Source organism: Lacrimispora brassicae (assembly GCF_054772055.1).
Map to the genome: position 1 here is coordinate 65070 of NZ_BRYH01000009.1, position 15360 is coordinate 80429.

At 46.7% G+C, this 15360-nt stretch carries 13 protein-coding genes and 1 pseudogene; 12 read left to right on the forward strand and 2 right to left on the reverse strand.

The genetic code is table 11. The annotated features are described in order from the left end of the window. Positions 1-56 precede the first annotated feature (56 nt). From ACYVD3_RS06020 to ACYVD3_RS06035, 4 genes are all read left to right on the forward strand, one after another. Positions 57-1787 (forward strand): ABC transporter ATP-binding protein, encoded by a 1731-nt coding sequence (locus ACYVD3_RS06020; RefSeq protein ID WP_460641608.1) that lies wholly within the window; start codon positions 57-59, stop codon positions 1785-1787. Beyond that, the gene (locus ACYVD3_RS06025) at positions 1784-3619 is read left to right on the forward strand and encodes an ABC transporter ATP-binding protein (protein ID WP_460641609.1); all 1836 of its coding nucleotides are present in this window, start codon (positions 1784-1786) and stop codon (positions 3617-3619) included. Before ACYVD3_RS06020 ends, ACYVD3_RS06025 begins: the two co-directional genes overlap by 4 nt. A gap of 116 nt (positions 3620-3735) precedes the next feature. Continuing rightward, on the forward strand, positions 3736-4416 hold the full coding sequence (locus ACYVD3_RS06030) for an efflux RND transporter periplasmic adaptor subunit (RefSeq protein ID WP_460641610.1): 681 nt from the start codon (positions 3736-3738) through the stop codon (positions 4414-4416). Positions 4417-4442: 26 nt separating this feature from the next. Then, complete coding sequence (locus ACYVD3_RS06035) at positions 4443-5615, forward strand: efflux RND transporter periplasmic adaptor subunit (protein WP_460641611.1); 1173 nt, start codon at positions 4443-4445, stop codon at positions 5613-5615. 213 nt (positions 5616-5828) lie between these two features. On the opposite strand, the pseudogene ACYVD3_RS06040 reads toward ACYVD3_RS06035, so the two are convergent. Beyond that, a pseudogene (locus ACYVD3_RS06040) lies at positions 5829-6038 on the reverse strand (bifunctional chorismate mutase/prephenate dehydratase); the annotation flags it as partial. On the opposite strand from ACYVD3_RS06040, the gene ACYVD3_RS06045 reads away from it, so the two are divergent. Continuing rightward, positions 6033-6194 (forward strand): hypothetical protein, encoded by a 162-nt coding sequence (locus ACYVD3_RS06045; protein ID WP_460641612.1) that lies wholly within the window; start codon positions 6033-6035, stop codon positions 6192-6194. The pseudogene ACYVD3_RS06040 and the gene ACYVD3_RS06045 sit on opposite strands and share 6 nt — an antisense overlap. A gap of 182 nt (positions 6195-6376) precedes the next feature. Next, a complete protein-coding gene (locus ACYVD3_RS06050; protein ID WP_460641613.1) occupies positions 6377-7585 on the forward strand; it encodes a winged helix-turn-helix domain-containing protein in 1209 nt (402 codons plus the stop codon). Positions 7586-7793: 208 nt separating this feature from the next. Here the strand turns inward: ACYVD3_RS06050 and ACYVD3_RS06055 are convergent, their stop codons facing one another. Then, positions 7794-8429 (reverse strand): superoxide dismutase, encoded by a 636-nt coding sequence (locus ACYVD3_RS06055; protein WP_460641614.1) that lies wholly within the window; start codon positions 8427-8429, stop codon positions 7794-7796. A 454-nt stretch (positions 8430-8883) separates the two neighbouring features. Here ACYVD3_RS06055 and ACYVD3_RS06060 point away from each other — a divergent pair, with 454 nt between their 5' ends. The 6 genes from ACYVD3_RS06060 to ACYVD3_RS06085 all read left to right on the forward strand — a co-directional run bounded on the left by ACYVD3_RS06060 (position 8884) and on the right by ACYVD3_RS06085 (position 15345). Next, entirely contained in the window at positions 8884-10263 is a 1380-nt protein-coding gene (locus ACYVD3_RS06060; RefSeq protein ID WP_460641615.1) for an efflux RND transporter periplasmic adaptor subunit, read from the forward strand. A 13-nt stretch (positions 10264-10276) separates the two neighbouring features. Continuing rightward, complete coding sequence (locus ACYVD3_RS06065) at positions 10277-11071, forward strand: ABC transporter ATP-binding protein (protein WP_460641616.1); 795 nt, start codon at positions 10277-10279, stop codon at positions 11069-11071. Then, complete coding sequence (locus ACYVD3_RS06070) at positions 11062-12270, forward strand: ABC transporter permease (protein ID WP_460641617.1); 1209 nt, start codon at positions 11062-11064, stop codon at positions 12268-12270. Before ACYVD3_RS06065 ends, ACYVD3_RS06070 begins: the two co-directional genes overlap by 10 nt. A gap of 14 nt (positions 12271-12284) precedes the next feature. Next, positions 12285-13496 (forward strand): ABC transporter permease, encoded by a 1212-nt coding sequence (locus ACYVD3_RS06075; RefSeq protein WP_460641618.1) that lies wholly within the window; start codon positions 12285-12287, stop codon positions 13494-13496. Positions 13497-13972: 476 nt separating this feature from the next. Further along, positions 13973-14401, forward strand: coding sequence for a hypothetical protein (locus ACYVD3_RS06080; protein ID WP_460641619.1), 429 nt, complete (start codon positions 13973-13975; stop codon positions 14399-14401). After that, the gene (locus ACYVD3_RS06085) at positions 14398-15345 is read left to right on the forward strand and encodes an ABC transporter permease (RefSeq protein WP_460641620.1); all 948 of its coding nucleotides are present in this window, start codon (positions 14398-14400) and stop codon (positions 15343-15345) included. Before ACYVD3_RS06080 ends, ACYVD3_RS06085 begins: the two co-directional genes overlap by 4 nt. The last annotated feature ends 15 nt before the right edge of the window (positions 15346-15360 follow it).

Sequence of the window (15360 nt, forward strand, 5' to 3'; positions counted from 1 at the left end):
GTTAAGAAGGGGTTTTAAAAAGAATATAAGAAATAAAAGGAAAGGAGGGAATTAATTTGAAAATATTTTTCCGGTATTTTAAACCGTATTTTTTATTTTTGGCAATGTCAGTGGCTCTGCTGTTTGGTCAGGCAACATGCGACTTGTCACTTCCTGATTTTATGTCTGATATTGTAAACAAGGGAATTACAACAGGCAATACCTTGTATATCATTAAAATTGGATTTCAAATGTTGGGAATCGCTTTTATCAGTGCCTGCTGCACAATTTTAGTGGGATTTATCGCCGCCAGGATCGCGGCCGGTGTCAGCCGGGATCTGCGTCAGGACATTTTCGCCAAGGTGGAAAGCTTTTCCAATGCGGAGATGGAGAAATACTCCACCTCTTCCCTGATTACAAGGACTACCAACGACATCACCCAGATCCAGCAATTGATCGTCATGGTGATCCGTATTGTGTTTTATGCTCCCATCATGGGAGTCGGAGGCGTGATACACGCCCTTGATAAAAACAAATCAATGTCATGGATCATCGCCCTTTCCGTGGCGTTACTGCTGGTGGTAGTCTTTTGCATGCTTGCGGTTGTCATGCCCAGCTTTCAATTTGTTCAAAAGCTTATTGACCGTTTAAACCTGGTGGTACGGGAAAGCCTGGAAGGGACGCTGGTGATCAGGGCCTTTAATACTCAGAAGTTTGAGGAAAAACGGTTTGAAAAGGTAAATTCCAGGCTGACCCAGACAAATCTGTTTGTCAACCGGGTTACCTCCGGCATGATGCCGGCCATGATGCTGATCATGAATCTGACCAACCTCCTGATCATATGGGTGGGATCAAAGGCAGTGTCCTCCTTCCAGATGGAGGTGGGGGATATGATGGCGTACATGCAGTATGTCATGCAGATCATTATGGCGTTTTTGATGATGACCATGATGTTCATTATGATCCCAAGAGCCATCGTATCCATCAGGCGTGTGGTGGAAGTCCTTCAGACGGAACCATCCATTGGGGACCCTGAGAATGGGACTGAAATCTCAAAGGTTCATAAAGGTGTTGTGGAGTACCGCAACGTATCCTTCCGGTATCCGGATGCAGATGAGGATGTATTACATAGCATCACGTTTACGGCACTGCCAGGTCATACCACAGCCTTTATCGGCGCTACGGGAAGCGGAAAGAGCACGCTGGTGAACCTGATTCCCAGATTCTATGATGTGACCGGAGGAGAGATTCTCATCGACGGGATCAATATCAAGGACTGGCCGCTTCATGAGCTTCGGGATATTATAGGATTTGTTCCCCAAAAGGGGATTTTATTTTCAGGAACCATTGAAAGCAACCTGATGTACGGGGACCGGAACGCGACAAAGGAACAGGTTGAAGACGCGGCGGATACGGCTCAGGCCATGGAATTTATCCGTTCAAAGTCTGAGGGCTTTGAAGCATCCATTGCCCAGGGAGGAGGAAATGTATCAGGCGGACAAAAACAGCGGCTTTCCATTGCCAGGGCACTTGTAAAAAGAGCGCCTGTGAATGTGTTCGATGACAGCTTTTCCGCCCTTGACTTTAAAACGGATGCAAAGCTCCGGGCTGCCCTTCGTGAAAAAACCGGTGGCAGCACCATCTTTTTAGTGGCCCAGCGCATCAGCACCATCATGAATGCAGACCAGATCATTGTTTTGGAGCATGGCAGGATTGCCGGAAAAGGAACCCACCGGGAATTGATGAAAACCTGTGAGGTTTACCGGGAAATTGCATTATCACAGCTTAGCGAGGAGGAATTGAAATGACAGAGAAGAAACCCTCCAGCTCCCCCATGGACAGAGGCGGTGGGATACAGGGCAAAGCAGAGAGTGCAAAGGATTTTAAAGGGACCATGCTTCACCTGGCCCGTTATCTGGAGCCGTATAAACGCTCGGTATTTGTAGTAATTCTGTTTGCAAGCTGTTCCTCCGTGTTTTCCATTGCAGGACCTAAGATTTTAGGAAAAGCCACCACAAAGCTGTTTGAAGGTCTGATTGCCTGGATGGCAGGGACCGGATTATTAACGGATTTCCGCTACATCCGGAACCGGCTGCTGCTTTTGGTGGTGCTTTATCTGATATCGGCCATATTTTCTTATTTGCAGAGCTATATCATGTCCGGCATCAGTATGAATGTCACCTATGAGCTGAGAAAAAATATTTCAGAGAAAATGAACCGTCTTCCCCTTAATTATTATGATACAAGGACCCACGGGGAGATCTTGTCAAGGATCACCAACGACGTGGATACGGTGAGCCAGACATTGAACCAGAGCCTGACCCAGATCATCACCTCTGTGACGACCCTGGTGGGAATCGTCATCATGATGATATCCATCAGCATCCGGATGACCTTAGTAGCTGTTTTGGTCCTCTTTGTTTCCATGGTCTTAATCATGCTTGTGGTAAAGAAATCCCAGAAATATTTTCAGAAGCAGCAGGAAAGCCTGGGAGATTTAAACGGGCATATTGAAGAAATCTACAGCGGCCATAATGTGGTGCAGATATTTAACGGAGAAAAGGAAGCCATCGAAAAATTCGGGACGATCAACCGCAAATTATACGGTTCAGCCTGGAAGTCCCAGTTTTTATCAGGAATGATGATGCCCATCATGTCCTTTATCAGCAACTTAGGCTATGTTTGTGTCTGTCTGTTGGGCGGATATTTAACGGTGGAAAAGGTGATTGAGATCGGAGACGTCCAGGCGTTTATCCAATACATGCGTTCATTTATGCAGCCCATTTCCCAGATCGCCAACGTATCCAACACGCTGCAGTCCACGGCTGCTGCGGCAGAGCGTGTATTCGAGTTTTTAGATGAGGAGGATGAGGTGGCAGAATGCGAGGCACCGATCCGGCTGCAGGAGGTTCATGGAAATGTGGAATTTAAAAATGTTTGTTTTGGCTATACGCCGGATACATTGATCATCCACGATTTCTCCTCCGCCATAAAAGCCGGCCAGATGGTCGCTATCGTAGGTCCCACAGGAGCGGGTAAAACAACGGTAGTGAAACTGCTCATGAGATTTTACGAATTAAATTCCGGGCATATTCTGATCGACGGTCATGACACCCTGGATTTTACAAGAGGGGACTTACGCTCCATGTTCGGTATGGTGCTTCAGGAAACATGGCTGTACAATTCCACTGTTATGGATAATATCCGGTATGGAAATTTTGATAAGACAGATGAGGAAGTCATAGAGGCAGCAAAAGCGGCCCACTGCGATGAGTTCATTCGGGCATTGCCGGGAGGCTATCACATGGTGATCAATGAGGAATCCAGCAACTTATCCCAGGGACAGAAGCAGCTTCTGACCATTGCGAGAACGATTTTGGCGGATCCCAGAATTTTGATCCTGGATGAAGCAACCAGTTCCATTGATACAAGAACAGAAGTATTGATCCAAAAGGCCATGGGCCAATTGATGCAGGGCAGAACCAGTTTTGTGATCGCCCACCGCCTTTCCACCATCAGGGATGCAGATGTAATCCTGGTAATGAAGGACGGGGATATCATAGAACAGGGAAATCATGAATCGCTGCTGGAGAAGAAAGGATTTTATGCAGATCTGTATCACAGCCAGTTTGCAGATTAGTGAAATATTCCGCAGCAAGCTACGGGATATTTGGCCCCACGGCAGTTGCCAAAGTCAAGTCCCCTTGGCCTTGGCCCGCTGCCTTCGGGAGAATAACAGAACGGAGAGAAAAAAATATGCAGGAAAACAAACATATCAATGTGGAAGACCAGGAAATAAAGACAGGGGCAGGAAAACTGAAAAAAATCATAGCTCCCCTTCTGATCCTGCTGGTGCTTGTGGGATGCGGGGTCGGATATTATGTCTATGATTCAAGCGTATCCTATTTTCAAACAAATAACGCAAAGGTGACAGCAAAGCTGTATTCCGTAAAAGCGGTAACAAGCGGGAAGCTTTTGTCCTGGGATGTGGAAAATGGCGATCTGGTGGAGCAGGACCAGGTGCTGGGACGGCAGGAGGTCCTTCCCTATATTACCTCCCCCATTACAGGAACCGTGGTAAGAAATGAAGGGGCTGTCAACCAGACGGTGGCCCTGGGCTCAGAGCTGGCGTTGGTAGCCGATACCTCTGACCTTTACATCGGTGTGAATGTGGAAGAAACGGATATTATGAAGGTCCACTTAGGACAGCGGGTGGATGTAAAAATAGACGCATATCCCGGCAAAAGCTTTAAGGGGCAGGTAACGGAGATTGATCCAGCCACTCAGACTTATTTTTCCAATAATTCCAGCTTTAACACCAGCGGAGAATATACAAAGGTGACGCAGTTGATACCAATTAAGGTGGCGATTGAAAACGAAGAAGATCTTCCTCTTGTTTTTGGGATGAATGCATCTGTTAAAATACATCTGAAATGAATAGGGCTTACAGGAGGTCAGAAAAGATGAGAAAATTGTTCACAGGTTTAATGGCAGTGGCAATACTGTCAAGCCTGCTTACGGGATGTGCAGGAGAAAATCAACAGACTGAGGTGACCGTGGCGGCAGCGAAAGCAGGAAAAGATCTGTCCACCATGGTATGGCAGGGAACCGTGGAAGCGCTCAGCAGTGTTGATGTGGTGCCTAACAGCAATGGAAAGATTTTAGAGATCCCGGTAAAGGAAGGGGATCATGTAAACCCTGGAGACGTTTTGTTTCAGGTAGACGACCAGGATGCAAAGCTGCAACTGGAACAGGCAAAGGCAGGTTACCAGGCAGCAGAAGCCGCTTTTAAAAACGCAGAAAAGGCAAGCCAGCAGAATACCAGCGTAAGACCGGCGGAAATCGCATTCAACACAGCCAGGGATAATTTTAACCGCATGGAAGCCCTGTATGGCGGCGGTGCTGTTTCCCAGGCAGAGTATGAAGGGGCAAAGGCCCAGATGGATACGGCCTCTGCGCAGTTGCAGGCGGCAAGGAACGGGCAGGCCGGCAATTACGATATTACAAAGGCTCAGATGGAGAGCGCAAAGGCTTCCCTGGACATTGTGCAGAAAAAATATGACGACTGCAGGGTCACCGCCCCCATATCCGGAATGGTAACAAACGTTTATGTGGAAGTAGGTCAAATGGTTTCCCCCCAGGTCAAGGCCATGACGGTCATTGACGACAGCGGCATAAAGGTGAAGATCCAAGTGGCGGACATGGACATAGACCAACTGAAAACAGGAATGTCCATGAAGGTCAGCCTTCAGTCCTTAGGGGAAAGCTGCCAGGGGACTGTTACCGAAATGTCCGCAGTCAGCAATGCTTCCACAGGGATGTTCACGGTGACCGTACAGTTGGAAGAGGCAGGCAAGGTCAGCTATATCGGTCTGACAGCGGATCTAAGGGTGTCCGATAATAAGGAAAACAGTTCTGTATACATTCCTGCAAAGTGTATCCAGTCCGATGACTCCGGGACTTTCGTGTATAAGGTTTCCAATGGAACCGTGGTCAAAACGGCGATCACAGAAGGGAAGAAAAAGAACGCTTATTATGAAGTGTCCCAGGGACTTTCTGAAGGGGATGAAGTGGTGATGCAGAGCAGCAGCCCCTTGGAAGACGGCAAAAAGGTACAGGTGCTGACTGTAAAATAAATTGAAATAGGAATATTTAAGGCTGCCGCAAAAAGAAAAACAAATTTTCTTTTTTGCGGCAGCCTCTTTGCGTTTACAAGCCTTTCAAGCAGTTCTTATAGGTTTTCAAAGGGGCGGCCGCATAGGATTGGAGGGAATAAAAATAGTCCGGTGCCGCTCTCCGGCAATCTTCAATATAGATGCGCAAATCACCTTCCGCTTGAATCCTATGTTTTAATAATTACCCATAATTTTCATATATTTACATTCACCTTGTAACCCAACTAAAGCATTTTTTACAGCATTATCTTTCAAATTTCCTTCGAAATCAATGAAAAAACGGTATTCCCAATCACATCCTTGAATAGGACGGCTTTCTATTTTACTCATATTAAGATTATTATAAATATGGTAAAGACACGCATAGGTTATTGGTAAATGATATTGAAGAAAGTCTTAAAAACGAAAAAGCGGACTTTTGGAGAATTCATCAATCTTGGAAGGAGACGTGATCGTTACCGGGGCTGGAGAAGGCACAGTATCGAAGCCATTGGGGAAGAACCGGTTGAAATGATTTCATTGATCCTTTATAAATATTGAGATAGAGAAAGCCCCGTTTGTGATGGCGGTGCTTTCCACTGTTCCAGGGGCGGCTGAGGACTGACTGCCGAGCTGCTGAAAAATTATGGTATATGGGTGTGGACGATAAGAAGTTATAGAAGATAGCGGAAATTTTCGTTTTGTGATAAAATAGGGACATAAGGAAACGAGGGAGGAAACCTATGATCACTTTAACTAACAAGCAGGCAAGACATTTCATTCTTCTCAAGCATGGGCTGTTAGGGGAACACAAATTTAATGGTAAGCAGGGCGCGTTTGATTTTATACGCCAGGCAGGCTGCATTCAGTTTGACCCGGTTGATTCCTGCGGAAAGAATGCGGAGCTTACGCTGCAATCCCGCGTTAAGGGCTTTACAAAGCATACTCTTTACGAGCTGCTGTATAATGACCGTAAGCTTGTGGATTATCCCGATAAAAACCTTTCCATTATTCCGATAGAAGATTGGCCGTATTTTGAACGTTATCGAAACGCTGCGCGGGAAGGAGGGCGGCGCTTCAAAGAACTGGCGGAGCTGGAAGCAAGCACAAAGGATTATATCCGGGCAAACGGAGCGGTCAGTTCCGGCGATTTGCCCATACAGGGCAGCATACACTGGCATTCCGCCATTCATTGGAGCGGTAATTGGAGCGGCAGCACCAATGCGTCACGGGCGGTGCTGGAACAGATGTATTCTACAGGTGAACTGATCATTCATCACAAAAAAGGCACTCGGAAGTACTACGACCTCACCCATCAGTATCTGTCTGCCCAACTGCTTGACGCTCCTGATCCGCTGCCGGATGAATTCGGGCATCAAAAATGGCGTGTCCTTCGGCGAATAGGCGCGGTAGGGCTTTTGTGGAATCGTCCGTCCGATGCATGGCTGAATATCTGGGGCCTTAAAACGCCCCAAAGAACCGAAGTGTTCAAAGAACTTCTTGCAGAAGGAAAAGTTCTCCAGGTCAGGGTGGAGGGCCTGAAGGATATTCTTTTTTGCCAGGCTGAGGATTTATTTCTGATAGAAACCGTATTACAAAACGATACTTTTAAGCCTCGCTGTGAACTGATCGCGCCGCTTGACTGTATCATGTGGGACAGAAAGCTGATCCGCACATTATTTGGTTTTGAATACACCTGGGAAATCTATACCCCGGCAGAGAAACGCAAATACGGTTTTTATGTTTTGCCCATTCTTTATGGCAGCAGGTTTATCGGACGTGTGGAAGCAGTTGCCGATATGAAGAACAGTACGCTGATTGTCAAAAACATCTGGTACGAGGACGGAATAAAACAAACAAAGAAGATTCAGGTAGCTGTTAATATCTGCATAAACCGATTTGCACGATTCAATGAATGTGATGTGGTTGATTCTGCATATCTGTACGCATGATGGTTTTCTCACGGTACGCCTTTGAGGGCGGGGTGTGTTTTAGTATAGCTATGGAAAGCAGCAAAAACGAAAGGCTGCGTTAAGGACTTCACGAGCAGATTCGTTGTCCTTGACACAGCCTTTCCTACATGGGGGAAGCTTTGTCTGTTTTACCGATGGTCATGATTTGTAACAGGTTCGATCTTCTGACGGGAAAGAGACAGGAGATTTAGTTCTTACATGCCATGCATTTCCGGTAATGCTTATTGGCCTGCTCCCAGTCAATTACCTGGAACCAGTTTTGAATGTATGCATCCCGTTCGTTGTAGTGCAGTAAATAATAGGCGTGTTCCCAAACGTCTATGGTAAGAACCGGGCAAAGGTTTTGAACGATGGGGGTATCCTGGTTTGCCGTAGTGACGATTTTAAGCTTACCGTTTTGGTCTACCACCAGCCATGCATATCCGGAACCAAAGACAGACAGCGCTTTTTCCTTGAATTCCTTGTAAAAGTCATCCACAGACCCAAAATCAACCACAAGGGCATAATAGAGAGCTCCGGCCTGGCAGCGGGTTTCAGAGTTTGACATGCCGTTAAAATAAAAGATATGGTTGTAAACCCCGCCTCCGTTATTTCTGATGGATTTCTGAACGTCTTTTTGCAGGCAGTCTGCGTTGCAGAGCAGCTTTTTTAAGGACCAGCTTTGCAGGTCAGGGCAGTCTTTTAGAGTGGCATTTAAGTTGTTCACATAAGTCTGTAAGTGCCTGTCATGATGGAGGCACATGGTCTTTGTGTCAATGCACGGTTCTAAGGCATCATAAGCATAAGGAAGGGGTGGATTTACAAATGGATAATGCTCGTTCATTAGGTGATTCCCTGTTTCTATTGTCTGTATAAGTATATTCAGAAAATGAAGGCATGTGAGGGTTTAAAAGCAAATTTATGATTTTTTTGCCCTTAGTTTGTCTGAAAATTTATGGACTGTTTTGCTGTATACAGGTAAGGATTCAGGGATATTTAATCGTTTGGAAATGGTTTATGTTTTTCAGTCATCATATATTTATAAAAGCTTTTAAGATTCCGTCTGAAATCCCTGGGAATCCTATGATCAGGAATCCCAGGGCAGAGGCCGTAGGAATTCATTGGGAGGCTGTCTGGACCAAAAAGTGAAAAAGATCTGTTTATAGGGTCAATACCGGATAAAAATCCTTAAAAGTGGAAAAGTTTAGAAAATTATAAGAATTTTATACTTAAAAATGTTATATCAGACCGCTATAATAAGGGAAAAAGAAGTGGGCCGATACAGGAGGGAAACGGGCATGAACAGATTTAAGAACAACGAAAAGGAAACGGGCGAAGCTGCGGAAATGGAGCCAATGTCTGATGAAGTATTTGATAAAGAGCTGCAAAGCCTGATGGAAGAGGAAAAAGGCGGAAAAAAGAAAAAGAAACGCTTACATAAAAAATGGAGCAAAAAGAGGAAAATCATAACCATTGGAGCAGCGGCCATTGGGGCCTTTTTTATTGCCTCTAAAGTCCTGGCAGGAGGCGGCAGCATGGCTGTTCCGGTAACTGCTTCTCCCCTTGCTAAGGGAGAGGTGGTGGAAATGCTTTCCGTCAGCGGGCCGGTTCAGGGAACGGACAGCGTGGAAGTGGTATCCAACCTTCATGCGGAGATCCTGGAGCTTCCGGTAAAAGAAGGGGACAGGGTGGAAAAAGGACAGATTCTGGCAGTGCTTGATGACAAGGATGCAAAAAAGGAAGTGGATATCGCTCAAAATGCCTATGATCTGGCTGTCAGCACCTATCAGGATAAGCAGTTGGAAGCAGAGAACGGATATGCAAAGGCAAAGCAGGATTATGAGACGGCAAAAGCAAACTATAACCGGACCCTGGCACTTTTCCAGGGAGGAAGCGCTTCTCAGGTGGAGCTTGAGACTGCTTCCAATGCCATGAACGACGCCCAGAGGGAAATGAGCACTTACACCTTAAAGGCCGGAAGGCCTGTGGCAAATGAATCCTATGCCCTGCAGATCGAAAAAGAGGCCTTTGAACTGGAACAGAAGAAAGAAGCTTTAAATAATACCAAGGTTACCAGCCCCATTGCGGGGACTGTAGTAAGAGTCAACTGTAAGGTAGGCCGTTTTGCAGATAAAACCGATGACGACAAGCCCATGTTCATCATCAACAATTTGGATGTACTGGAAATGAAGATCAATGTCAGTGAATATTCCATAGGAAAGGTTGCCATCAGGCAGCCGGTGGAAATCAGTGCGGATATATTAAACGGTGAAACTGCAAGAGGAGAAGTGACCGTCATTTCTCCCACCGGTGAGGAGAAGGGAAATGGTTCCACAGAAAGAGTCATCCCCACCACCATACGAATCATTGACCAGAATACCAAACTGATCGCAGGCATTACCGCAAAGGCGAAGATTGAGCTTCAGAAGGCGGAGAATGTATGGGTGGTCCCCATTTCCGCAGTCATCCAGCAGCCTGACGGCAGCACGGCCATTGCCTGCGTAAAGGAGAAAAAAGTAACCTTCATTCCCGTGAAAACTGGGGTGGAGAGTGATATCCAGACAGAAATCATACCGGATGAAGAAGGATCTTTGACAGAAGGAATGCAGGTGATCGATGCTCCATCCTCCATGCTTACAGAGGGAATGGAAGTAACCGTTGCTACGCCGGTTCAGTAAGGGGGAAGGAAGTATGTGGAAAAAGAAGGATAAGCTTCCTGCCTGCGAAGCAGAGAATGTTAAAGAAGATTTGATAAAGCTGGTGGATGTGGTGAAGGTTTACGATACCGGCTCCATTAAGGTGCTGGGCTTAAAACGGGTGAACTTAACCATAAAGCGGGGAGAATTTGTGGCTATTATGGGACAGTCAGGATCGGGAAAATCAACGCTCATGAATATTTTAGGGTGCCTGGACCGGCCCACCATGGGGCATTATTATCTTGACGACATTGATACGGCAAAGCTTCCTGCTGATGACTTATCAGCCATCAGGAACCGTAAAATAGGATTTGTATTCCAGTCCTTTAATCTCATATCAAGGACTTCTGCGTTAAAAAATGTGGAGCTTCCCATGACCTATGCCCATATTTCCAGAAAGGCCAGGGAGGAGCGGGCTTTAAAGCTTTTGGAACGGGTAGGGCTTGGAAGCCGGTATGAGCATATGCCCAATGAGCTTTCCGGCGGACAGCGGCAGAGAGTGGCCATTGCCAGGGCGCTGGCAAACGAGCCTCCCCTGATTCTGGCCGACGAGCCTACGGGTAACTTAGACACCGCCTCCTCAAAGGAGATCATGGAGCTGTTTTCCAAACTTCACAAGGAGGGTGCCACCGTGGTGCTGGTGACCCATGAAGAAGATATTGCCGCATTTGCAGGGAGGATCATCCGGTTTAGGGATGGGCAGTTGGTCAGCGATGAGCTAAATGTCTCCCGAAACCAGGAACCGGAAGAGTCTGAAAATATGGAGAAAGAAGGGACGCCATGCTGTTAGAAAACATGAGTATGGCGCTTCATGCCATACGGTCCAATAAAATGAGGTCCTTTTTGACCATGCTTGGGATCATCATAGGTATTGGAGCGGTGATTGCCATTGTATCCGTAGGGGACAGCATGAGGAATCTGTTTTCCAATGCCTATAAGGATGTGGGATTTAACCGGGCCATGATCATGGTGTCCTGGGATGTGACGGATTTCCGCATGTCGGATTCTTTTACCAGGGATGAGATGGACCGGGTCAGGGACGTGTACCAGGATAAAATCCAGTATATTGACAGCGATGCCACTGCGGAAGCAGAGGCTGTCAATGGGCGCAGAAAAGTAAGGTATCAGTTCCAGGGGATCGATTCCAATTATACCGATGTGCAGCCGTTGGATATTATTTACGGCAGAGCCATTAATACGGCGGATATAAAAGGGGCGGCAAATCATGTGGTTCTGGAGGATAAGGGAGCGGAGCAGTTGTTCGGCACGGCCGATTGTGTTGGCAGGACCTTCCGCATGACCATTAATAAGGACACCCAGGAATACATGGTTGTGGGGGTCTATCATAAGGAAATCTCTCCCATGATGGCCATGCTTATGGGAAACGGACAGACCCAGTCAGGGTTTATGCCATATACGGTCCTCACAAAATCCAATGATCTCTTTCAGAGCCTGAATTTTTATGTCAGGGACGGAGTGAATATGGACACATTCCTGGCAGAACTAACCCGGTACGTGGCAAAATTAAAGGGCCGTCCGGAATCGGAGATCCGGACCATGTCCGTGGCCCAGCAGATGGGAAGCGTGGATGCCGGCCTTTCCGGCATGGCGGCCGCTGTAGGCGGAATTGCCGCCATCTCGTTGCTGGTAGGAGGGATCGGGATCATGAATATCATGATGGTTTCCGTCACGGAGCGGACCAGGGAGATCGGGGTCCGGAAGGCACTTGGCGCAAGGACAAGAGATATTATGATCCAGTTTTTGACGGAATCCGCCTTTATGTCGGCCTGCGGAGGGATCATCGGAATCATCCTTGGGGTGGCCCTTGTGAAAGCAGGGGGAGCCGTTTTCCAGATGACAGTGGTCATCCGTCCCTCTGTGGTGATCCTGGCAGTAGGGTTCTCGGCTTTGGTGGGGATTTTCTTCGGTCTTTATCCGGCCTCCAAGGCTGCGAAAAAGGATCCCATTGAAGCTTTGAGATATGAATAGGAGGAGGGAACATCATGCTGCTGGAAAATATGAGTATGGCAGTTCATGCCATTAAGGCCAACAAGATGCGGTCCTTTCTGACCATGCTTGGGATCATCATTGGCATTGGGTCTGTCATTGCCATTGTATCCATTGGAGATACCATGCGGTTTATGGTATCCGACCTTTATAAAAATGTGGGAATCACCCTGGCTTATGTCTATGTCTGGCCAAAGGATGGCGAGGATATGAGACAAAGCGATTACTTTACCCTGGATGAAATGGAACGGATGAAAGAGGTGTTCGGAGACGAGATCAGTTACATCGACAGCAATGCCAGCGTCAATGCAGAGGCTGTCTTTGGCCGCAATAAGGTCAAGTACCGGTTTGAAGGGATTTACTCCAACTATTCCCAGGTCCAGAAGATCAATATCATCTATGGCCGCAATTTAAACGAGGCCGATATAAAAGGAAGAAAGAACAATGTTGTGCTGGAGGCAAAGGGAGCGGAGGCGCTTTTCGGCATGGAAAATGCAGTGGGAAAAACCTTCCGCACCACCATTTTCGGCGATACGGAGGATTACAATGTGGTGGGGATCTACCGGTTGGACCAGAATCCTTTTGAAGCCATGATGTCAGGAGCCGACGAGACCAAGGCAGGGTATGTGCCGGATACTTTATTGACCTGGCCCAATGATACCATTTATGGTCTGCGTCTTTATGCAAAAGAAGGAACCGATATGGAGGCGTTTTCCAATAAGGTTACTTCCTACGTGGCAAAGGCCAAGAACCGGAACAAGGAAGATGTCACTTTTTATTCTGTGTCCAGTGAAATGGGAAGTGCGGACTCTATTATGGGAGGCTTATCTGCCGCTGTGGGAGGGATCGCAGCCATTTCCCTTTTGGTGGGAGGAATCGGGATCATGAACATCATGCTGGTATCCGTTACGGAACGGACAAGAGAAATCGGGATCCGAAAGGCTCTGGGGGCTAAAACAAGGGATGTTCTGATCCAGTTTTTAACAGAATCAGCCATTCTTTCCGCCTGTGGCGGGATTCTGGGGGTTGTGGCCGGCGGTGGGCTTGTGCTGGCAGGAGGTGCGCTCTTTGGCCAGGCTGTGGTCATAAAACCGGCGGTCGTCCTGGTGGCAGTAGGTTTTTCGGCTTTGGTAGGCTTGTTCTTCGGCATTTATCCTGCCTCTAAAGCGGCAAAGGCAGATCCGATTGACGCCCTGAGGTATGAGTAAGGAAGCGCACCAGGCTTGCTGCACTCAGATTGCAGACAAAGTCAATGACTAGCATCCGGACTTTTGTCTTATTACAGGTTGGAAAGCTATATGAATAATATACCATAAGCATTTAAAAAGAAATCGGTGCCGGGAATTGCGTCCTGAACACCGGTTTTTTTGCAGGCTGTGTACAGCATACCGGCTGAACTTTTTAATTTGCAGGCAATTGGCCCTGTAAATTAAAAGAACCCTGCCATGAATATCTGCTCTCCATAAGTGCAGTGTGGCTGTTAATGCAGCATCATTTACTAAAGACCGTATGACTAATGAAGCCCCCCGTGGGTGGGGCCTCATTAGAGATTCTTTATCCTGCAGGGAAATTCCAAGAAATGCCGGGGATGATATAAAAAAATAAAAATTCCGTATTAGGCTCGCAAAGTAAAAGGTTCTATGCTATAATAGGATGATATCTTATGGTATAGTGAGGAAACCATATGCTTAGTGAAGAAAAAATAAAGATAATGACCAGCCTTGCGATGTTTGAAAAGCATGAAGGAAAGAAGGTATTTCCTGTTAACCGGTACTTCAAAAGCGATTACATCAGCAGCAAGCTGCTCCGCTCCTTTTTCAGCTACACCCTGAGCTTTGTTTTATGCCTGATTTTGTGGGGATTATATGATTTGGAACGGTGGATGAACACTATGGAACTGAAAGGCCTGACTACGGCCGGAATGCGGGTCGGCATGATTTATCTCTTAGGACAGGTGATTTACCTGGGGATCAGCGCTTTTGTATATATGAAGCGGTATGAATATGCCAACCGTGGAATGAAGGTGTATCTTGCCAAATTAAAAAGGCTGGACAAGCGGTATGAAGGAAACACCAGACCTTTAAAAAGAACAAAGGGAGGAAGGACATCATGATGGGCCTTCTTGTATTTAAAGAACGATTGAAAGAGTTTTATGCCAGATTTGACATCTATATAACGCCTGTGATCAAGTTCATTTTCAGCTTACTGGCTTTTTCCCTGATGAATAAGAACATTGGCTTTATGACGAAGCTTACGGAAGCCTATATTCCTTTGGTGCTGGCTCTGGTATGCTCCTTTTTGCCTTATGGAGCCATTTCTTTTCTGGCTGCAGGCTTTATGCTTGCCCACTTGTCGGGAATTTCCATTGAAATCACTCTGGTCATGGCTGTTTTTATTGTGGTGGTAGGACTCCTTTATTATGGATTCCAGCCGGGTGACAGTTATCTGCTTGTGCTGACCCCGGTATTTTTCCTTTTAAGGATCCCATATGCCATCCCTTTGATCGTGGGGCTGTCAGGGAGTTTGATTTCTGTGATTCCGGTAAGCTGCGGCGTATTTATTTATTATACCCTTTTATATGTGAAGCAGAATGCAGGGGTCCTGACCAACGATATATCGGTGGACGAGGTGCAGAAATTTATGCAGCTTATGAAGAGCCTGCTTTCCAATAAGCTGATGCTTGTAATGGTTACGGCTTTTGCCCTTTCTCTTGTGGTGGTGGTGGTTACCCGGAGCTTATCCGTGGATTATTCCTGGATCATCGCCATTGTGGCAGGAACCATTGCACAGCTTGGAGTTATTTTTATCGGGGATATTGTTGCGGATGTGTCAGTATCGGTTCCCCGGCTCCTGGTGGGAATCCTGATTTCCCTCCTGATTGCAGGAATTTATACATTTTTTGTCTTTGCAGTGGATTATTCAAGGACAGAATACGTACAATTTGAAGATGATGACTATTATTATTATGTCAAGGCTGTTCCAAAGCTGACAGTCAGCGCGCCTGACGTAAAAGTTCAGAAAATTAATGCCAGAAAGCTCCAGAGACCGCAGAGGTAGGAAGAGATAAAAGGG